25 protein-coding genes are annotated in these 18,969 nt (G+C 61.7%); 17 read left to right on the plus strand and 8 right to left on the minus strand.

The annotated features are described in order from the left end of the window. Nucleotides 1-49 precede the first annotated feature (49 nt). Nucleotides 50-1,015 (plus strand): proline iminopeptidase-family hydrolase, encoded by a 966-nt coding sequence (locus IEY31_RS08095; RefSeq protein WP_188970753.1) that lies wholly within the window; start codon nucleotides 50-52, stop codon nucleotides 1,013-1,015. A 16-nt stretch (nucleotides 1,016-1,031) separates the two neighbouring features. Here the strand turns inward: IEY31_RS08095 and IEY31_RS19030 are convergent, their stop codons facing one another. Then, nucleotides 1,032-1,313 (minus strand): integrase core domain-containing protein, encoded by a 282-nt coding sequence (locus IEY31_RS19030; protein WP_373289137.1) that lies wholly within the window; start codon nucleotides 1,311-1,313, stop codon nucleotides 1,032-1,034. A gap of 137 nt (nucleotides 1,314-1,450) precedes the next feature. Between IEY31_RS19030 and IEY31_RS08105 the strand changes: the two genes are divergently transcribed. The 5 genes from IEY31_RS08105 to IEY31_RS08125 all read left to right on the plus strand — a co-directional run bounded on the left by IEY31_RS08105 (nucleotide 1,451) and on the right by IEY31_RS08125 (nucleotide 5,388). After that, nucleotides 1,451-2,206: an ABC transporter permease gene (locus tag IEY31_RS08105; protein ID WP_188970757.1), complete on the plus strand. Its 756-nt coding sequence runs from the start codon at nucleotides 1,451-1,453 to the stop codon at nucleotides 2,204-2,206. After that, nucleotides 2,203-2,970, plus strand: a complete 768-nt coding sequence (locus IEY31_RS08110) for an ABC transporter ATP-binding protein (protein WP_188970760.1) — start codon at nucleotides 2,203-2,205, stop codon at nucleotides 2,968-2,970. The genes IEY31_RS08105 and IEY31_RS08110 overlap by 4 nt, the downstream gene beginning before the upstream one ends. Then, on the plus strand, nucleotides 2,967-3,923 hold the full coding sequence (locus IEY31_RS08115; RefSeq protein ID WP_188970762.1) for an ABC transporter substrate-binding protein: 957 nt from the start codon (nucleotides 2,967-2,969) through the stop codon (nucleotides 3,921-3,923). The genes IEY31_RS08110 and IEY31_RS08115 overlap by 4 nt, the downstream gene beginning before the upstream one ends. 275 nt (nucleotides 3,924-4,198) lie before the next feature. Beyond that, nucleotides 4,199-5,098 carry an alpha/beta fold hydrolase gene (locus IEY31_RS08120; protein WP_188970764.1) on the plus strand — a complete coding sequence of 300 codons (900 nt, stop codon included), beginning with the start codon at nucleotides 4,199-4,201 and terminating at the stop codon, nucleotides 5,096-5,098. A 26-nt stretch (nucleotides 5,099-5,124) separates the two neighbouring features. Next, nucleotides 5,125-5,388, plus strand: a complete 264-nt coding sequence (locus IEY31_RS08125; protein ID WP_188970766.1) for a hypothetical protein — start codon at nucleotides 5,125-5,127, stop codon at nucleotides 5,386-5,388. Nucleotides 5,389-5,485: 97 nt separating this feature from the next. On the opposite strand, the gene IEY31_RS08130 is transcribed toward IEY31_RS08125, so the two are convergent. Then, nucleotides 5,486-6,595 carry a nitric oxide synthase oxygenase gene (locus tag IEY31_RS08130; RefSeq protein WP_188970768.1) on the minus strand — a complete coding sequence of 370 codons (1,110 nt, stop codon included), beginning with the start codon at nucleotides 6,593-6,595 and terminating at the stop codon, nucleotides 5,486-5,488. Between the two features lie 366 nt (nucleotides 6,596-6,961). Between IEY31_RS08130 and IEY31_RS18920 the strand changes: the two genes are divergently transcribed. From IEY31_RS18920 to IEY31_RS08170, 8 genes are all read left to right on the plus strand, one after another. Further along, nucleotides 6,962-7,330: a recombinase family protein gene (locus IEY31_RS18920; RefSeq protein ID WP_188970987.1), complete on the plus strand. Its 369-nt coding sequence runs from the start codon at nucleotides 6,962-6,964 to the stop codon at nucleotides 7,328-7,330. Nucleotides 7,331-7,464: 134 nt separating this feature from the next. Further along, nucleotides 7,465-7,662 carry a hypothetical protein gene (locus IEY31_RS08140; protein WP_188970770.1) on the plus strand — a complete coding sequence of 66 codons (198 nt, stop codon included), beginning with the start codon at nucleotides 7,465-7,467 and terminating at the stop codon, nucleotides 7,660-7,662. Between the two features lie 31 nt (nucleotides 7,663-7,693). Beyond that, nucleotides 7,694-8,272, plus strand: coding sequence for a TetR/AcrR family transcriptional regulator (locus tag IEY31_RS08145; protein WP_188970772.1), 579 nt, complete (start codon nucleotides 7,694-7,696; stop codon nucleotides 8,270-8,272). A 92-nt stretch (nucleotides 8,273-8,364) separates the two neighbouring features. Next, entirely contained in the window at nucleotides 8,365-9,198 is an 834-nt protein-coding gene (locus tag IEY31_RS08150) for an alpha/beta fold hydrolase (RefSeq protein WP_188970774.1), read from the plus strand. Nucleotides 9,199-9,280: 82 nt separating this feature from the next. After that, complete coding sequence (locus IEY31_RS08155; RefSeq protein WP_188970776.1) at nucleotides 9,281-10,084, plus strand: isocitrate lyase/PEP mutase family protein; 804 nt, start codon at nucleotides 9,281-9,283, stop codon at nucleotides 10,082-10,084. Between the two features lie 161 nt (nucleotides 10,085-10,245). After that, complete coding sequence (locus IEY31_RS08160; RefSeq protein WP_188970778.1) at nucleotides 10,246-10,515, plus strand: helix-turn-helix domain-containing protein; 270 nt, start codon at nucleotides 10,246-10,248, stop codon at nucleotides 10,513-10,515. A 132-nt stretch (nucleotides 10,516-10,647) separates the two neighbouring features. Further along, nucleotides 10,648-11,253: a DUF305 domain-containing protein gene (locus IEY31_RS08165; protein ID WP_188970779.1), complete on the plus strand. Its 606-nt coding sequence runs from the start codon at nucleotides 10,648-10,650 to the stop codon at nucleotides 11,251-11,253. A 150-nt stretch (nucleotides 11,254-11,403) separates the two neighbouring features. Beyond that, complete coding sequence (locus tag IEY31_RS08170; protein ID WP_188970780.1) at nucleotides 11,404-11,793, plus strand: DUF302 domain-containing protein; 390 nt, start codon at nucleotides 11,404-11,406, stop codon at nucleotides 11,791-11,793. 199 nt (nucleotides 11,794-11,992) lie between these two features. Here IEY31_RS08170 and IEY31_RS08175 read toward each other — a convergent pair whose 3' ends face one another. Both IEY31_RS08175 and IEY31_RS08180 read right to left on the minus strand, forming a co-directional pair. Continuing rightward, on the minus strand, nucleotides 11,993-12,790 hold the full coding sequence (locus tag IEY31_RS08175; protein ID WP_188970781.1) for a hypothetical protein: 798 nt from the start codon (nucleotides 12,788-12,790) through the stop codon (nucleotides 11,993-11,995). 147 nt (nucleotides 12,791-12,937) lie between these two features. Continuing rightward, nucleotides 12,938-13,555, minus strand: a complete 618-nt coding sequence (locus IEY31_RS08180; RefSeq protein WP_188970782.1) for a DoxX family membrane protein — start codon at nucleotides 13,553-13,555, stop codon at nucleotides 12,938-12,940. A gap of 253 nt (nucleotides 13,556-13,808) precedes the next feature. Here IEY31_RS08180 and IEY31_RS08185 point away from each other — a divergent pair, with 253 nt between their 5' ends. The 3 genes from IEY31_RS08185 to IEY31_RS08190 all read left to right on the plus strand — a co-directional run bounded on the left by IEY31_RS08185 (nucleotide 13,809) and on the right by IEY31_RS08190 (nucleotide 15,174). Further along, on the plus strand, nucleotides 13,809-14,213 hold the full coding sequence (locus IEY31_RS08185) for a recombinase family protein (RefSeq protein WP_229723419.1): 405 nt from the start codon (nucleotides 13,809-13,811) through the stop codon (nucleotides 14,211-14,213). Next, nucleotides 14,167-14,322 carry a helix-turn-helix domain-containing protein gene (locus IEY31_RS19145; protein WP_229723420.1) on the plus strand — a complete coding sequence of 52 codons (156 nt, stop codon included), beginning with the start codon at nucleotides 14,167-14,169 and terminating at the stop codon, nucleotides 14,320-14,322. Before IEY31_RS08185 ends, IEY31_RS19145 begins: the two co-directional genes overlap by 47 nt. 99 nt (nucleotides 14,323-14,421) lie before the next feature. Continuing rightward, a complete protein-coding gene (locus tag IEY31_RS08190; RefSeq protein ID WP_188970783.1) occupies nucleotides 14,422-15,174 on the plus strand; it encodes a helix-turn-helix domain-containing protein in 753 nt (250 codons plus the stop codon). A 92-nt stretch (nucleotides 15,175-15,266) separates the two neighbouring features. On the opposite strand, the gene IEY31_RS08195 is transcribed toward IEY31_RS08190, so the two are convergent. From IEY31_RS08195 to IEY31_RS08210, 4 genes are read right to left on the minus strand one after another with little or no spacing between them, the layout of a single operon-like run. Continuing rightward, the gene (locus tag IEY31_RS08195) at nucleotides 15,267-16,007 is read right to left on the minus strand and encodes a PulJ/GspJ family protein (protein WP_188970784.1); all 741 of its coding nucleotides are present in this window, start codon (nucleotides 16,005-16,007) and stop codon (nucleotides 15,267-15,269) included. After that, nucleotides 16,004-16,423: a prepilin-type N-terminal cleavage/methylation domain-containing protein gene (locus IEY31_RS08200; protein ID WP_268238933.1), complete on the minus strand. Its 420-nt coding sequence runs from the start codon at nucleotides 16,421-16,423 to the stop codon at nucleotides 16,004-16,006. Before IEY31_RS08200 ends, IEY31_RS08195 begins: the two co-directional genes overlap by 4 nt. After that, a complete protein-coding gene (locus IEY31_RS08205) occupies nucleotides 16,420-16,878 on the minus strand; it encodes a type II secretion system protein (protein ID WP_188970787.1) in 459 nt (152 codons plus the stop codon). Before IEY31_RS08205 ends, IEY31_RS08200 begins: the two co-directional genes overlap by 4 nt. After that, nucleotides 16,875-18,722 carry a hypothetical protein gene (locus IEY31_RS08210; RefSeq protein WP_229723421.1) on the minus strand — a complete coding sequence of 616 codons (1,848 nt, stop codon included), beginning with the start codon at nucleotides 18,720-18,722 and terminating at the stop codon, nucleotides 16,875-16,877. Before IEY31_RS08210 ends, IEY31_RS08205 begins: the two co-directional genes overlap by 4 nt. Nucleotides 18,723-18,969 lie beyond the last annotated feature (247 nt).

The raw sequence follows: 18,969 nt of genomic DNA on the forward strand, positions 1-18,969 counted from the left end.
GCACGGCCGGTGCCGGGACCGTCGGCTGCGCCGGGCCTAGGAGGTTTGTATGACGCGTCCCTCGCCAAACCCCGCCACCTACTTCGACATGACCGGACGTAACGACCGACTGAGTGGCGGTGTCAAACGCATCCCTGTCGATACGCCCTGCGGCACATTCCGGGTCTGGACCAAACGTGTGGGCAACCACCCGACCATCAAGGTGCTGTTGCTCCACGGAGGGCCCGGCGCCACCCACGAATACTTCGAGGCCTTCGACAGCTACTTTCCAGCCGCAGGCATCGAGTACTACTACTATGACCAGCTCGGCTCGGCTTACAGCGATCAGCCGGACCTTCCAGAGTTGTGGGAGCTGCCGCGTTTCGTCGAGGAAGTCGAGCAGGTGCGCCAGGCACTCGGGCTAACTCACGAGAACTTCTTCCTGCTGGGACACTCCTGGGGCGGTATCCTCGCCCTGGAGTACGCCCTGAAGTACCCAGAGCAGCTCAGGGGCCTGATCATCTCCAACATGATGGCCAGCATTCCGCAGTACAACGCCTACGCCCGCTCGGTGCTGATGCCCAGCATGGACCCGCAGGTGCTGACCGACATTCAGCAGCTGGAAGCCGACTCGGACTTCGACAACCCGCGTTACATGGAACTGCTGGTGCGGCATCATTACGTGCATCACGTGCTGCGTCTGCCGCCTGAGGACTGGCCCGATCCGGTCAACCGCGCTTTCAGGCACATCAATTCGTCTATTTATGTTCCGCTACAGGGCCCCAGCGAACTGGGCGCGAGCGGCAAGCTGGTGAACTGGGACCGAACCGCAGACCTGAAACGGATCTCAATTCCAACGCTGGTGATCGGCGCCCAGCATGACACCATGGACCCCGCACACATGGCCTGGATGGCCCGCGAACTGCCCAACGGTCGCCACCTTCATTGTCCGGACGGGAGCCACATGGCCCTGTATGACGATCAGGAACGCTACTTTGAAGGCTTGATTGGGTTTCTGCATGAAGTGGACGAATAGTGCTCCAGGAAACCCGTTAAGCGGTGAAGCCCCTCTTCACCGCTGCGCCCAGTTTGACCCAGGGGTAGGCACATCTTAGTGCTGTGTGCAGTCTCTCCGTGTTGTACTGCTGCTGGAATTGGGCGCACTGGACGCGGAGTTCGGTAACTTCGCGCACCACTTGCCGGAAGATCCATTCGTATTTCAGCGTTCGGTCGACCCATTCCACCGTGCTGCGACACTTTCGCCTTAATCCAGCTGCCCGCCTCCTCACAGGCCTGAACGCCTGCGACGTGAAATCTGACCCTCCATCCGACATCACCACGATGTTGTCCTCATTCCAGTGGCGATGGAGCAGCTAAAGTACTGCCTGCAGCGCGGCCTTCAAAAAGTTACAAACTTTATCAACTGATTTGCTACTGTACCTGCTGCGGAATCACCGCTCGGGAAGGAGCTATGGCAACCAAAAGTAACTTGTTCGCATATCTGATGGCTTTACTGAGCATCCTGCTGGTCTGGCAGGTGGCGTCCTTGTTCGTGCCGGGATTCCTGTTTCCCGCGCCGGCCCAGGTGCTGCCCCAGCTCCCCGCCGCCGCCGCCCACTGGAGCTTTTGGGAAGCGGTTTCGGTGAGTCTGCTGCAGCTTCTGGCCGGCTTCGCCACGGCTGTGGTTCTGGTGGGCGTGCTGCTCTGGCCGACGCTGACCTTTCTTCCGTTCCGGCGTTACGTGGCGGCATTCACCGGCATTCTGCAGGCCATCCCACCCGTGGCGCTTATTCCACTGCTGGTGCTGTTGCTGGGATTTGGTGGGGCGCCCGTGCTCGTGGTCGTCGCGGTTGCTGCGTTCTTCCCCATGAGCCTGAGCATGATCGGCGCGATTGATCACCTCAATCGCCTTCATCTGGACGCGGTCCGTGTGCTGGGAGCCACTCAGCGTCAGATGCTGCGCCGCGTCGTCATACCGGAGATGTTGCCTGCCCTGCTTTCCGGCGCACAGGCCGGCTTCGGAAACGCCTGGCGTTCGTTGATCGCCGCTCAGATGGTCCTGGGGGTCAGCGAGGGGCTCGGCGGCAGCATCCAGCGGGCCTCACAGGTGGGGGATATGACAACCGTGCTTCTTGACGTGACCGTGATCGCCGTGCTTGCGGCCGGACTCAACGTGTGGCTGTTTGAAGGCCTCAAGCGCCGCTATCTTTCCTGGAGAACGGCGTGAGCTCGGTCACCTTCGAGCATGTCGACAAAACCTTCGGCAGTCTCAACGTTCTCCAGGGCATTGACCTGTTGGTGGAGGCGGGTACATTCGTCGCCCTGGTTGGGCCATCAGGTACGGGCAAATCCACGCTGCTGCGCATGGTGGCCGGGCTGGAACTGCCCACCTCCGGACAGGTGCTGGTCGGCGGCGAAGCTGTTCTGGGACCGGACGCCTCGCGCACCCTGGTGTTCCAGGAGCACGGTCTCCTGCCCTGGTTGACCCTGCAGGACAATGTCGCGCTGGGGCTGGAATTCCAGGGCATGCCCCGGGTTGAGGCGCGGGGGCACGCCAGCCAATGGCTTGCCCGCGTTTCCCTGGCTGAATTCGCCAGGTATTACCCGCATCAGGTGTCCGGAGGCATGCGCCAGAGAACCGCTCTGGTCCGGGCCCTGTCGGTCCAGCCCCGCGTGCTGCTGCTGGACGAACCGTTCGGTGCGCTCGACGCCCTCACACGGTTGCATCTTCAGCAGGAACTGAGCGGACTGTGGACCGGCGGAGAGATGACGGTATTGATGGTGACCCACGATGTGGAAGAAGCCCTCTATCTCGCCGACCGGGTCATTGTGCTTGGTCCGCGCCCCGGCCGGGTCATTGCCGATCACCCTGTGCCGCAGCCTCGTCCGCGCAGCCGGGCGGCACCTTCGTTGCTTGAGCTGCGCCACCGGATTCTCGCTGACCTTGGCGTCAACGAGTTCCACCCCCCGAAAGAGGTCTCCCTGACATGATTAGAAAACTCCTGTTCCTTCTTCCATTGACGCTCGCTGGCATAGGACATGCCGAAAAAGTTCGCATCGGCTACGTGCAGGTGCTTCCCACTGCCCTGTCCCTGATCGCGCAGGAGCAGGGCTATTACAAGGACCAGGGCCTCGATGTGGAACTGATTCCCTTCGGCAGCGGTCCTGTGCTGATGCAGGCCCTGGTCGGTGGAAAGCTTGACGCGGCACAGGTGGGTTTTGCGCCCGTCTACGTCTGGGCGGCCCGTGGAGCGCCGGTACGTGTCGTTGCGAAGGCAGCGAATGCGGATCTCAGCATCCTCGTCAAGAGCGATTCGAACATCAAAGGTCCCGGAGATCTGAAGAACAAGCGGGTGGGGGTCCTTCCCCCAGGGAGTGTTCCCGAAACCCTGTTCTCGGGATTGGTCCTTCCCAAATTTGGTGTGGACAGCAAATCGGTGACGATCGTGAATTCGGAAGCGCCGAACCTGGTTGGTGGACTGGCAACCAACCGGTTTGACGCAGCGGTGCTGCTGGAACCGTGGACGACCATCGCGCAACTGCAACTTCCATTGCGCGAGGCCTACAACATCAACACCTTGTGGAAGTCATCGCTGGGTGCGGTGCTGGCGGTTCACACGAGCCTGATCAACAAGCAGCCGGAAACGGTCAAGAAGCTCGTCGCCGTTCAGGCCAAGGCCGTGAACTTCGTGAAACAGCAGCCCGAAGCGGCGGCAGAAATCCTTGCCAGGCAGTTTTTCCCCAACGGCGTTAAGACCGAACAGGGCACTGTTCCCGGTCCACAGGTGGTGCGGGCGGCCCTGAAGGGGCTCGTCTATGACGCAAAGATCACCACCGCAGATCTGAAGTCCGCAGAGGAGTACGGGCAACTCCTGCAGCGCCTCGGCAATGTGGACAAAACAGTGCCGATCAATCAGGTGGTGCACCAGCGCTTCACGCGGTAGGACCCGGGCACGGGTTGGGCCGCTGTCTTTGTCTTCGCAGAGCTCAAGTGATAATGCTCCGGACATCTCGACAGGACCCCACTTCTTTACCGGGTGGGGGAGACGGCAGGAAAGGTATCGAAACCGCAGAAGACCTGCAGGCCGGCCGAACGGCCAAGATGCCATGAAGCCCCGCTGGCCCGGACCTCCCACCTGGCCTCTAGCCTGGGCAGGCAGTCAACATGACACGGCGTGCCTGACCTCAGTCACGCGCCCGCTGGTCATGGGAGGTTGGGATGAATCAAGCACTCAAACAATCCGGCACCGTACTTACTCTGGCCCTTCTTTCCGGCGCCGCCCTGGCCGGCGGTACGAGCGGTGCCCGTCAGGACGGCATGCTCGCCGTGAACGGCGCGCAGATTCATTACGTCTCGCAGGGCAGCGGCACCCCCATGCTGCTGCTGCACGGTTATCCCCTGAGTGGCGAGCTGTTCGCCCGCAACCGGGACGCCCTGGCCAGTGCGGGGTACCGCGTGATCACCATTGACCACCGCGGTTACGGTCAGAGCGTGGCGCCTGAGGGCGATGCCGGCTCCATCCAGACTTACGCGAAAGATGCGCTGGCCGTGATGGATCAACTGAACGTGCCCAGCGCCATCATCGGCGGCATGTCGATGGGCGGCCCGATCGTCTTCGAGATGTACCGCACGGCCCCGGAACGCTTCAAGGGCATGTTGCTGATCGACACCATCGCCAACCCCGCCAACGTGGTGGAAAAAGCGGTGTGGGGCGGCATGGCGCAGAAGGCCGTGACGTATGGTCCGCAGTCCCTGGTGGGCGAACTGCTCAAGGACATGCTGACGGGACAGACGCGCCTGAGCAAACCCGGCGACGCGAAATTCCTGGGGGACATCGTGAAACAGGCCAGCGTTGCCGGGGATGTGGCGGGGGCCAGAGCGCTGTCCGAGCGGCCTGACTCGCTGCCCATGCTAGGCACCATCACGGTGCCAACCCTGATTCTGGAAGGCGTGGAGGACACGGTGTACCCGCCGCCGTTCGCCATGAAGATGCAGCAGAACATCGCGGGCAGCAAACTGGTGCTGATTCCTGGCGCGGCCCACGCCGCCATCTACGAGAACGCCGACGCCGCCAACCGCGCCATTGTGGACTGGGGACGGTCACAGAACTTCCGTTAAGGGTCCTGATGGCCAGGGAGGGGGATGTGCCCGATGACAGGCTGCTTTTGCAGGCCCTGGTCCACGGAGACGCGGCGGCCCTGTTGCTGCTGCACGGCCGATACGCGGGATGCATAGGGACGCTCGCCGAGCGCGAGGGCCTGTCCGATCCTGGGCAGGCCGTGGAGGACGCTTTTATGCTGATCTTCCACTCGGCGGGCTGTTTTGCCCGTTCAGAATTGCCGCCTGCCATCTGGATCGTCGGCACGGCCCTGTGGCACTTCCGCCGGATGAGAATTGACGCGGCCTGACGATGACACGCAAAAAATAGGCCAATTCCACGTTGAGGGTAGCCCATGAAGATGGGCCAACCCTCACACTTAATGTCAGGCGGTCAGCCACCGCTCCTCAATGGAAGGGACACTGAACCGTCTCCTGCAGATCCGCCCATGCGCTCTGCTCATGCATAAAGCGGGGAGGTTCGTCGCCATCGACATACTGCCGGTGCCACACCGGAGTGGTGGCGGGCGAGAGCGGCGGTACCAGCCAGGACCAGCGGCCCCGCACGGCGCGCCCGGCCCTAACCTCCTGGTTCTCAAAGCGCACAAACTGGCGGGTCACCGCGTGATGGTCACTGATCCGAATGCCCGCCGCGTCAAAAGAATGCAGCACAGCCACATTCAGTTCCACCAACGCCCGATCCTGCCACAGGGACCGGGCCTGCGACGTGTCCAGCCGCAGCGCCCGGGCCACCCCGGGCAACTGGTGGTACCGTTCGGTGTCGGCCAGGTTGCGCGCGGCGATCTCAGTGCCCAGATACCAGCCGTTGAAGGGCGCGCAGGCAAAGACCTGACCCCCGATCTCCAGACTCATGTCACTGATGACCGGCAGCACGTGCCACTTCAAGTCCAGCTCACCCAGTGCCGGGACCTCCGGATGGGTGAGCTGGACCTCATGGATAGCGTCCGCAGGTAGCTCATACAGGTGAATGCCGCCCGCTGCTTCGATCGCCAGGGGAAGCACATCAAACCGGGTTCCGGGGCCTCCCTTCCAGCCCAGTCGACGCAGATACGCCGTCAGGGCCACGTTTGCCGGGTCGCCGATGATCTCACCCCCCGGCTGGAGGTAGCCTGCGTAGCGGATGAGCTGGGGGTTGTGGATGCGAACGCCGGGGCCGAAGATACTGATGATGGGCCGGATATGACCGTCGTTCAGGGCCTCATACAGGTGGGTCAGCAGGTGCCCGAAGACCTCCTCTGGCCGCGTGACCTGGCGCAGGTCACGCACCGTCAACGCCCGCCACGGTAGGCGGCCCACGCAGCGCGCGCTGTTGCGCCACGCCACCCGTGCCCCGTGGGTCAGCTCATCGCTGCTGAGGGTGTACTGGCCGGTACGCGCCACTTCCACCCGGACGGCGTTCAGCCGGTCATCCAGGCCGTCCAGTCGGCTTTCTCGGTAGAACAGACGCAAGAAAGCCTCAGCCTGGGCAAGAAGAGGCGGCAGCAGAGCGGCAGTCATTGCCCTATCTTGAGGGCGCCTGCTCCTCTCAATTGTCCTGACTGGAACGATCCTTTAAACAGGAACACAAGTCAGATCACTGCGTCCGGGTCACCAGGTGCTGGACGTCCACGGCACAGGTTGCGTAGCGAGCAGATTGGGACAGGACACCGTGTGTCGATTCAGGGTACCCAAAATGACGTCAGGTGATAGGCAAAAAAGCATCTGATACGTATTCCGTCTGTTTCGTTGACAAACCGGGAGGGCGCCGGTTTGCCAACTCCACTCCCGGAACCCGTTCTACTCGTTCTCGCTTCGCTCGGATTTCCATCGTTTTACAAACGATTCAATCGGAGCCCGTATGATCAGGGTCATTTTTTGCATTTCTTGACAGAATCCTGTCACGGTTCAAGCCCCCAACCTGACGGGAGTCCCCCTGAATCCGCCCACCGCCTCGGCTACGCCCACACCAGCTGGGAGGACAAGAACACCGTTCGCCAACTGGACGGCCTGAGATTCGACAAGGTGTTCACCGACAAGGTCAGTGGCGAGAACACCCATCGCCTCCAGCTGATCGCCCTGCTGGGTCACGCCCGAGAGGGCGACACTGTGGTAGTCCACAGCATGGACCGCCTCACCCGCAACCTGGATGACCTCCGTTCGATACCTGAATCCTTTGGAAAATTGATGTCTGAAACGCGGGAAATGGCATCTTCAGAGTCAAGAGCGCGTCCAGTCTCGGCACAGCTTGGCTAATCTGCAGGGAGCCGTGCCAAGAGGGGCCAAGAGTCTGTCTCTCTCGGTTGCCGTGCGCGCGACGACATGGGGCTTCGATTCGGGCGTGGCATCACGGGGGAGGTACGGGGCGATTTTTTGCAAGAGGGTGGGCTGTGCTGAAACACAGCCAGGAAGACTCCGGCGAACCGCTGAAGTACGTCAGGATTTCGGTATGGCAACTGGATTTTCAGGTGGGCGGCGAGCGTGTCAGCATGCAGCAGGGCAGCCTGTCTGTGCGTTCCATAGCTGAACTTATCTCCAGCTGCGCAAACCGGGTCAGCCTCAAGGCTCCGCTCACCCCAAGAGCTTGACATCTATCTACTAGTTGGTAGACACTATGGCATGTCGGAGCCGGTAGACACTGCACAACGTATTCTGGATGTGGCCCAAGCCCTCGTTCAGCTGCGTGGATTCAATGCCGTGAGTTACACCGACATCAGCGGCCCGCTGGGTATTCGCAATGCCAGCGTTCATTACCATTTTCCGCTCAAGACCGATCTCGGCATCTCCCTCGTCCGCAGATACCGACGGCACACTGAGGAGCAGTTAGAAACCATTCTTAACGCCACCCCCTCGGCCAGACAGCGGTTGAACCGTTACCTGGAAGCCTACCGCACCGTTATCCATCCCGACGGCCGGATCTGTCTATGTACCGTGCTTGCTGGGGACGCACCGACTCTGCCAGAGTCCATGCGACGTGAAGTGGAGGAGTTCTTCAAGCTGAACCAGACGTGGTTGACTCAGGTGCTGGAGCACGGTAACGCCAGCGGGGAACTGCAGTTGCGTGACACTCCGGAACTCCTGGCGGAGCTGCTGCTGGCCGCGCTGGAAGGTGCGATGCTGCTGGCCCGGACCTCTCACGCCCCCGGGCGGTTTGAGGCTATTGGTCAGCGGGCCATCAAGGCCATGCTGACGTTCTGACATAGCACTTTTTTTGATCGGATTTACTTACCTACGAGTAGGTTGGTGTGGCTGCAGAGCTGCTTCCAACGCCTTCTTTTCAGGAGAGCGCTATGCCCTATGTGACTGTCGGCCAGGAAAACAACCACCCCATCGACCTCTATTTCGAGGACCACGGCGCGGGTCAGCCTGTCGTGCTGATTCACGGCTACCCCCTCAACGGCCACTCCTGGGAGCGGCAGGAGGCGGCCCTGCTGGCGGCCGGCTACCGCGTCATCGCCTATGACCGCCGCGGCTTCGGCCAGTCCAGCCAGCCGTCCGGCGGCTACGACTACGACACCTTCGCCGCCGATCTGAATGCGCTACTGAGCCACCTGGACCTTCATGATGTGGTGCTGGTGGGCTTCTCGATGGGCACGGGCGAGGTCGCCCGTTACCTGGGGACCTACGGCTCGGCCCGCGTGGCAAAAGCGGTCCTGATCGGTTCCATCCCGCCGTTCCTGCTCAAGACCGACGACAATCCACAGGGCGTGGACCGCAGCGTGTTCACGGGCATCGAGGACGCCATCCGCAAGGACCGTTTCGCGTACCTGACTGACTTCTTCAAGAATTTCTACAACACCGATGTGCTGGGCGGCAGCCACATCAGTGACGAGGCGGTGCGGGCCAGCTGGAATGTGGCGGCCCGTGCTTCGGCCACCGCGACGCTGGCGTGTGTGGGGACGTGGCTGGAAGATTTCCGGCCGGATGTAGCGAAGATTGAGGTGCCCACCCTGATCATGCATGGGGACGCGGACCGCGTGCTGCCGGTCGAGGCCACGGGCGCGCGCCTGCCGGAGCTGATCAAGGGCAGCGAGTCTGTGGTGATCGAAGGGGGACCGCACAATATCCTGTGGACGTTCGCCGACGAGGTGAACTCCGCCCTGCTGGACTTCCTCAACAAGTAAGGCCAGTCCTCACCCCCTGTAGTCCAGGGGTTGAGAACTCTGAAACTGCCCACCCTCTTCTTTCTCAGACCAGGAGTTCACCATGACGCAGACCCTGCCCGTCCGTCCCCCCCTTGCTGCCCAGGCCCGCACCTTCCTGAAACTGCACACCGTCCCAGAGATTCTCGTGCTGGCCAATGTCTGGGATGTGGTGTCCGCCCAGGTGGTCGCCGCGACTCCAGGTGTGCGTGCCCTGGCGACCGCCAGCCATTCCATCGCATCTACCTTCGGCTACGCCGACGGCGAGAACATTCCACTTGACCTGCATCTGGACATGGTCCGGCGGATCGTTCAGGCCGTGGATCTGCCAGTCACCATGGACCTGGAAGCTGGCTACGGTAACGCCGGCGAGACGGCGCGGCGGGCCATTGCAGCGGGTGTGGTTGGGGGCAATCTGGAAGATCAGATGCGGCCGTTGGACGAGGCGGTGGCTGCCGTACGCGCGGTGATGGCCGCTGGCCAGGAGGCGGGCATCGAGTTTGTCCTTAACGCCCGTACTGACGCCCTGGTGCGTGCTGCGGCCGAGACACCGCGCGCGCAGGTGCTGGAGGAAGCCATTCGCCGGGGACAGGCTTTTCTGGACGCAGGCGCTCCGGTGGTGTTCATTCCGGGTCTGGTGGCGCGTGAGGAGATCAAGACGGTGGTAGAGGCGCTGGGAGCACAGAAGCTGACCGTGATCAGCGTGCCGGGTGTAAGTCTGTCCGTGCAGGAACTGCAGGAACTGGGGGTGGCGCGCGTCTCCACCGGGCCCTTTACCCAGCGCGTGGCATTGACCGCCCTGCAGGACGCGGCAGCTGGGCTGGTGGCCGGTGGTGAGTTGTCGGCCGGGACACGGGCGCTGAACTGAAGCTCTGTTGCGCAGTAGCTGACAGGGCAGCGGGGCGACGTGAACTGTCGCCCCGCTGCCCTGTCACTGGATTTAATGCCCATTCCCGGTCTGCCACCAAGCCCTTCCAGGGGTAACGACAGGATCCAGGAATTTTTCCACCGCCAGGGACAAAGCGCGCGTTGATCCGCGAGCGTCAGCGTGAAGACATCAAGGTGGCCAAGAAGGCTGGCGTGTACAAGGGACGTAAAAAGACCCTGACGGCTGTCCAAGTCAGTGATCTGCAGCAGCGTGCAGTGCAGTGGGAGTCGAAGGTCAGCCTCGCCCGGTCCTTCGGCATCAGCCGGGTGACCGTCTTCCAGTACCTAAAGGGCGCACCCGGCAAGGAAGGTCCTGGGACGATGTTTCTCCGCTGGACCCGGATCCTGGCTCTTTCTTTTCGACACAAGTAGAGATGAGCGTTGGTCTTGAGAGCGCTCGCCTCGTCGAGATCACCCAGTGTCGTGGGGCCGGGCGCTTCCAGGTGATGCGCCTGACAGGAACTTAACACCATGTCAGTAGCCTTGCTGGCAGAGGTAGATGACATGAAAAAGAGACTCACAGCGGCATTCACCATCACCACCCTGGGCACGCTTGCCTTCGCACAGACGGGCATGACCCACGGCGGCATGGATCACAGCCAGATGGGCATGGGCGGCGGCATGCAGATGACCGACATGATGGGCATGATGGGCGGCCTGGACAAGCTGAGCGGCAAGGGGTTCGACCGGGCCTTCCTGTCGATGATGGTTCCCCACCACCAGGCGGCGGTGGAGATGAGCCGCGAGATCCTGAGGACCACCAGGAACGCGCAGGTCAAGACCTGGGCGACCACCATCATCAAGGACCAGAACACCGAGATTGCCCAGATGAACACCCTGCTCAAGAGCTACAGCGGCGTGGACGGCAAGATGGCCGCCAGCATGAAAGGCATGATGACGGGCATGGTGGGGGACATTCGGAAGGCCGGGTCTGCCGACAAGGACAGGGCGTTCGTCAAGGGCATGGTGCCCCACCATGGCAGCGCCCTGATGATGGCGAACATGGCCCTGATGCAGTCGCAGAACAAGGACATCCTGAAACTGTCGCGTGACATCGGCAGGGGACAGGCGCAGGAAATCTACGATTTCCAGCTGTGGCTGCTGAAGTAAGCTGACTCAGCTGACACCTTGCAAGTTGGGAAAACGAGGTCTGGGATGTGCTGTATGTCAACGCGTTTACCAGAGACAGCCGGGGGCACAGGTGGTACGGTGTCTCTTCCGGAAAGGTCAATTAGATCCGCGCCCATTCAGGAGGTTTCCATGACCGAATTTGCCCTCAAGCGAACGTTCGAAGCCGATGTAGACGCCGTTCTCGAACGGCTGAAGACCGCACTCTCGGCCGAGGGTCTGGGTGTGCTCTACACCCTCGAATTCAGCGACATCATCGCCGACAAGACTGGACACCAGCTGGCAGCCCGCGTGGTGGGGCTTGGGGTCTGCTCGCCGGACCTGGCCCGACAGGCCCTCGAGCTTGACCCAAGTGTTGCTGCCCTGCTGCCCTGTGGCGCGTTTGTGAGCGGAATGCAGACTGGCACCGAGGTGGGCTTTCTCGACCCGGTGCTGGCGCTCGGGTTGACGGAAAACGAGGCGCTCGGCCCGCTCGGAGTTCAGGCCAGGTCGATGCTTCAACGGGTCCTGGACGGAATATGAATCAGCGAGGTGCAGGCTCTCAACCGCCAAGCGCCAGGCCGGGCGCTGCACCGTGAACCGACACAAACTCCGCAGCGCGGTGAATCTGCCCGGGGAGTTGTAGTAATTACCCTGTCGTGCCGATGGGAAGATAAAAATAAGGCGGGGACCCACAGGTCCCCGCTGCACCGTCGAAGCTGTCGCTTCCCTTTCAGCACCGTCAGTGGTCGTGCCCGTCGTCGTGCTCTTCGGCAGCGGCGTCTGGGGCCATCGCAGGCGTGACTGCAGGAACGGGCGCCACAGTCTCCTCAGGGACTCCTTCGGAGGACGCCTGGGGGAGGGAAACTGTGTCTGCGGGGGTGGGGACTGTCTCGGTGGCCGCGCCGTGGGCATGGCCGGCTGGCGTGGCCACGACTTTGGCCAGCGCGCCCAGGCCTCCGAACAACAGCGCCGCCAGGCTCAGCGTGCCGGCCGTCAGCTGAATGACTTTGCGTCCCAGCGTCAGCTTTTCGCGCACAGCGAACGCCGCCACCGCCAGCAGCAGGCCCACAGGAATCAGGACGGTGGAGTAAAGGGGATTGTCCAGGTAATGCTGAATCCCGCCCGTCATCATGCCGATTCCTACGGAAAGGACAAAGGACACCAGCAGGAACGTGCCCAGCCCGGTACCGCGTTTGTTTTTCTGAATGACGTATTCCTGCAGGTAATTTCCGGCAGTAAAACACACCACCCCCACCACGGCAAGGGTGATGTAGAAGCCGGTGTTCTCCCCCAACCCCAGGTGCACGATGCCTCCGGCGATGAAGCTGGTGGAGGCCAGCATCAGAAAGTAGGCGGTGAAGGGCAGGAGCAGCTGGCTGCGTACGGAGTTCGGCCTGGAGATGGGCGCTTCAGAAGAAGCGCCGGGATGGGAGGAAGTCACGTGTTTCATTCTAGTGGATTGACTCAGAAGAATTTGGGGAAATACCGAGACGTCAGCTGGCCCTGGAAGTGGAAATGCGCCGCGGTCACCTCCCACCAGTCCTCAACTGACACCGGACGAGCGTGTCCGTCTGGAATCCCTCGTTCGTCGTCGTCAGACCGCGTGGGGTGTAGCCACTTGAAACGCCGTTTAGGGCCTACCCTAACCGGCATTTGTCGTTACCTCAAGAAGGAGGACTTCGCTTTATTTTCCAGGGTTCTGGTGAAAACGGCGGCGGAAACGGGCGTGGAGATTCTGCGTCTGCTCAGCGGCGTCAGCCGCCTCGGCGCTGTAAATTAGCCGTCCCCCGCGCGAGGTGGCCCCCACCACCAGGGCGGCAGCGATCAGCACCAGATTCTTGATGATGTATTGCCCTTCCAGCGTAGGGACCCACGGCACGATCTTGAAAGTCTCAGCCGGAAAAAAGACCAGCGGCAAAAAGGTGCCCGCCATCTGCGCGAAGAGCAGGAGCAGGGTCACGCGTAAATGGCGTCCCGAAAGCAGCCCCAGTCCGATCAGGCATTCCCAGGTGGCCAGCACGGGCAGGCTGATCCGTGCTGGCAGGTGGCCAAAGGTCAGCACCGAGATGGTGTTGGTGGCGAGATCCTGGGCCACGCTGAGACCTGGAAAGAACTTCTGGATGCCGAACCAGAAGAACACCAACCCCAGTGTCAGCCGCAGCAGCAAGATGCCGTGCCGTGCCCACCAGCTGACCATACGAAGTTCTAGCGCGTCGACCTTCCAGGCCAGGGTATCGTTCGGCACTGGGGACGGCGATTGGCGGGGCAGGATGGGAGTGAGATTGGGGGGATCTGGGATCATAAGTGCTCCTCGAGCACGATGGAATGCTCATTCAGGTCTATGCGAGTTTTACCGAATTGGATGACGTTAAGGTGACGTGTCCAGCACTTGTTGCACCCTTAACGGTTGTTATCAGTATGCCGCCTGTCAGATTGAGGTATACCCCACCCTGATGTCAGAAGCAGGGTCGAAAAGGCGTCAGAATAGGGTTGATTTAGGCATTGTCTGACAGTATCCTGCCGGGGTCTAAGAGTCTAACCTGACAGGAGCCCCCATGAACGAGTCCACCAGAGGCCACCGCCTCGGCTACACCCGTGTTTCGTCCGAGGACCAGAACACCATCCGCCAACTGGATGGCCTGAGCTTCGACAAGGTGTTCACCGACAAGGTCAGCGGCGGGAACGCCAACCGCCCCCAGTTGACCGCCCTGCTGGGTCACGCCCGCGAAGGGGACACCGTGGTGGTCCACAGCATGGACCGCCTCGCCCGCAACCTCGACGATCTCCGCGCCCTGGTTAATGGATTAACGGACAAAGGCGTGCGGGTCGAGTTCATCAAGGAGGGGCTGACCTTCACCGGGGAAGACTCGGCGATGTCCAGGCTGCTGCTCAGCGGCGGCCAAGAAGGCTGGCGTGTACAAGGGACGCAAAAAGACGCTGACGAGCGCTCAGGTCAATGATCTGCAGCAGCGTGCAGAGCAGGGCGAGTCGAAAACCAGTATTGCCAGGGACTTCGGCATCAGCCGGGAGACCGTCTACCAGTACCTGAAGGCCGCCTCCGCCGTATAGGGGAAGCCCCAGGCTTGAGGGGCATGCGCCCACCCGCCCATCTACTGGTCAGGCTCCCGAGCAGGCGTTGCCAGCGTCCCAGTTGATAGCATCCCCAGAATGGGGCGCGGACAGGAACTGATGCTGCGGCTCAGCCAGAGCGAATTGGAACGGATCTCCGCCGCCGCTCAGCAGATTGGACTCGAGACCGACGCCTTCATGAGACATGCCGCCCTGACGCTGGCCGGGAACATCAAGCCACGCCAGCACGGCCAATACCAGCTCAGCAGCATCTACCGCGAAGCCGCCAGCCGTGGCCACGTGTGGGCCGAGGGCAAGTCCGTGAGACAACTAGCGATACTCAGCGGATCGTACGTCACCAGCGTACAGAATCACCTGCAAGCCGCCTACGATATCCGGGCGTTCCGCACCCTCACCGAGCGCCAGATCGACTCCATTCGCGAGCGCTACGCCGCTGGGGACATACGTCAGGAGATTGCCGCTGACCTGGGCGTCTCCAATGTCACCATCGGCAGATACCTCAAAGGTCAGCCGACGCGTTGGGAACGTGAGGCCAGAGAAGTGCGAGACCGTTTGCGGAAATCAGTGCCTCAGGAGGCACCGACCGAGGCTTCTTCTGTCCCGCCCAATGTTCAGGGCCTGCGCAACTGGGCCGAGCGTCTGTTCGCCGAACGCGCCGCCACCCTGACCTGGCCCACGTCGAGTCAGTTCATTGCGGAGACGCTGTTTGACGGGAACCGGGCGGTGGCCCGGGACTGGACAGGCCGGATGGTCCGCAAAGGCCGTCTGGAACGTCTGGCCCCCGGATGGTTCACGCTGGGAAGCATGCAAGACAGCACGGGCAAGCAATGACGCCTTGAGCAACCCTGCCCACCCTGATACTCCATTCAGTCCGGGCAGCACCAGCGCGAACGCTTGTGCGAGCAGCAGCGAGCGGTCCCTGGTCAGTTGCGGCGCTGGACAGTGACTTCCAGTGGACCGCCGCCGGGGCTGTACTGCACGGCGCCCCGTTCCAGTTGCTTCTGTCGGAATGCCAACTTCAAAGCTCCGGTGGCCGAATCGTAGTTAAAGGGCGTGAAGCTTCCTCCACTCCCCTCCAGGGTGCCGTAATCCATGATCACGTTGGTTGCTGAGGTGTTCAGGCTGGCAGGAACAGCGTCTGGCATCGTGACGCTGCCGCTGGGGGCAGGATTCGCCCTGGTGCAGGGCAGTGCGGGAGGATTCGGTGAGCACACCACCGTTCGCGACTCCACCAACGCCAACGTGTTGGTGTCCGCCCAGCTGTCTGGCGCCTTGTCGGCCGCCACAAGCTGAGAGCGCGGAATAAAGCGGTAGACCAGGTACAGGGAGGTATTGGCGTCGTACTGGTCCACTTTGCCGAGCTGCTGCGCCTCGGTCACCAGCATCGCGAAGCAGGGATAGGCGCCCATTGCAGGCGTCAGGGTGCAGCTCACGCCGTCCACGGTCACGCTGGTTCGCAGATCGCGGGCCACCCGTACCCGGTCTCCCACGTACCCGACTGAGTCCTGAAGGCTTCGCAGGCGATTGGCTTGCCCGGTGAGCTTCACTGAACTTGTCGTGGTTAAAGATTCCACGCTGTTGAGCGCCAGCAACAGAATGCCCAGCAGCCCCATGGCCACCAGCAACTCGATGAGGGTGAAGCCAGCCTGCCGTTGATGTTTCATTCGGGCCTGCCGATTTCAATTACAAAGACCATCGCGGGCTTCCCTGGTGGGGTGCAGGTCACCGTGAGCCGGCGGCGGCCCACTGGAGAGGCGGAGCCCACGGCCTCAACCAGGGGCGCGGCACAACTCACGTTGGCGGGGGGAGAGGGAAGCGGATTGGGTACCTGCCCAGCTGTGAAAGATGGATAGGCGTCTGTGCTCGGCGCCACGGGCGTCACGCGGGTCAACCACAGCGTCCGTGTCTGCTCGCCCACGCTCTGGGCGTAGCTGCCGATCGTCTGAACATTGACTGTGTCGCGGTTCACCCTGAACAGGTCCGAAATAATCGGCAGGATGGCCCCGATCAACACCGCAAAGATGCCGACGGCCACCATCACTTCGACCAACGTCAATCCGCTCTCGGCCCTGCCCTTCACTGGATGACCACCGAGCCCATCACAGCCGTGATGCGCAGGGTTCTAGTAACGTTGACATGGCTGGTGCTGGCCACCGTCACGTCCACTGGCATGGCGGTAAAGTTCACGCCATACGGGGGCCGAAATGACGCGCTGCCCTGCACGGATTTGAGAGTCAGCTGGGTGCCGGCCGGCATATTGAGCGTCTCCGTGATCGGCGTACCCGCGCAGTTGGGGGAAGCGTAGGACTGAATCTGATAGCTGCTGGGACCCACCACACTAAAGATGCGGCAGGAATTGGTGCGCCTGGCCTGACTGCGCGCACGGTCCACGTCGCGTGCGAACTGCTGCACGCCCTGCTGCACGGTCAGCCGTTGCAGGTAAGCCAGATAACTGGGGGTGGCTATCGCCATCAAGATTCCCAGCACGGCAATGACCGTCAGCACTTCAAGCAGCGTAAACCCCCGGGTGTTCATTGCTGGCTCCAAGTGCCGGCGCGGTTAGAGAAATTCAGGGGCGAGAGGTTTTTGGCTGAAGCGATCATGGGTGCTGGATCGTACGTGATGTTCATGCCGCCGCTGAGCTTGGTGGCCACCGATGGCGACGGACTGCCCTCGACGATCACCGCGCCGCGGATCACGGTATTGCCCTGACTCGACATGTTGCCGATCACGTAGAGGATGCCGTTGAACCCCTGGGTTCCGCCAGCGGAACCCTTGGACGTGCAACTGTTGCTGCCAAGATCAACGTTCCCGGTGCCGTTGAGGTTCAGGTTGCCGTTGACGATCAGGATTCCGGTCCCGCACAATCCACCATTGCTTATGCTGTAGCTCTGGGTGCTGGGAAAGGACGACGGCCCCAGCCAGTAGATGTCGTTGTTCAGCGGCTGGGCGCTGGGCGAGCTGAGCCGATTGGCTGGCGCAACCAGGTTGTGGTACTGGGTCTTGGTGTAATTGTTAAACAGCTGAGCAAAAAGCTCATCGCCGCAGCTGACATTGCTGTTGCCAGCGATGGCTGCCGGCGACTGGGTACTGCTTCCACCCCAGGCGCTGCTCGGCACCACGCCGCTGGCAACCCCCACGATGGAGCCCGCACTCATGGCCGACGGCACGTAGCGGCGGAGCGGCGTGCCTGACGCCGCAGATGCGAGTTGAAACGACGTGGGGGCAGGGATGGAATTGGCAAGTAGCAGGGCACCAGTCAGGGGGTTATAGGTGTTGGCGCCCGCCCCTGCAGGACCCAGGGTCACGTCGGTGTAGCCCTGTGTCAGGTCACCTCCGGTAAATCCCTTGCCCGTGACCGCCACGCCGTAGGTCACGCCCTGGAGGGTGATGTAGAGCGTGTCATTGATGTAGATGCTGGTGGGATCACCAATCGGCAGGCGGTAGATCGGTTTTCCGTTGGTGCTGGTGCCTGTCGCAAAAGCGGTGCCGCGCACCGCGATAGGAATCAGGTTCAAACTGCCTGTCAGGCTTGTGCCCAGGGGCGGCAGGTTCAGGGCATTGGCGGGAACGACGGTCAGCGTATTGATTGCCGGCTCACCCGTGACCCGGTAGGTCTGCGCACCCACCTGAATGACGCTGCCAGTACTGAGGTTGGTGGCGTCAGCCACCGTCAGGGTCGCAGGCCAGCCGCTGCCACTCAGCGTGCCAGTGGCCATCGCTCCGGAGATGAAGCCGGGAGAGGCCGAAGTGACGGTGGTAAAGTCGGGAATAATACCGTTGTAGACGGTGGCAGAACCCGTCAGGTTCGATGATCCGCCGGCGGTGATGGCCGGGCAGGACGTCAATGCGGCTGGCGGACTCGTATTCATGAATGTCGGGCGGCTGTAGGTCACCCGTTGTGTCAGGGTGGCCTTGGCTTCCCCCCCGGAAATGCCCGTACGGCCTACCGACTGAATGGTGAGGGTAGAGTCAGCGGGATTGAGCTGGACCACCTTCACATCTGCCCGCGGACCGCTGGTACTGGAGGTGAGATAGAGGGTCCCGAGATTGGCCGTGGTGCCCACAGGACAGCTGGCACCATCGACGTTGCTGCCCTGGACCCAGCAAGGAAGACTGGAGAGGGTACCAACAAAGCCCCCTTCCTTCACACGCGCCACAAAGGTGCTTACGCCGCTGTCTGCCGCCAGCAACGCCTGGGTCCCCTGTACGGTCCGCACACTGTTCGATCGGCTTCCATGACTGGTGATCGAAACCGTGGTTGCCAGTACGGCAATGGTGATTACGGACATCAGCAGTACGAGGACGAGGGCGAATCCAGATTGTCGTTGATGCATAACTGCCTCGTGAACTACAGGTGAAGTCGTCGGACCGTCCATTCGAGCGAATGTACGAAAGGAAGTTTAGAAAGTAAATCAGCACAGAACCATCACAAATTTGTGAATTTTACACTGTGAGAATTTCACTCGGGGAGCGAAACATGAGACCCCTGACGACTGACGCTTCAACACACTGACGTTTCAGGCGCAGGAAACGGCGTTCCGAGACGCTGAAGGTGGAGCTGCAACGCCTCCAGTCCCCATCGCACGACCTGATTGACCTGGATCCAGTCAGCCCGCATTCCCT

This window comes from Deinococcus aerolatus, assembly GCF_014647055.1.
Lineage (GTDB): Bacteria > Deinococcota > Deinococci > Deinococcales > Deinococcaceae > Deinococcus > Deinococcus aerolatus.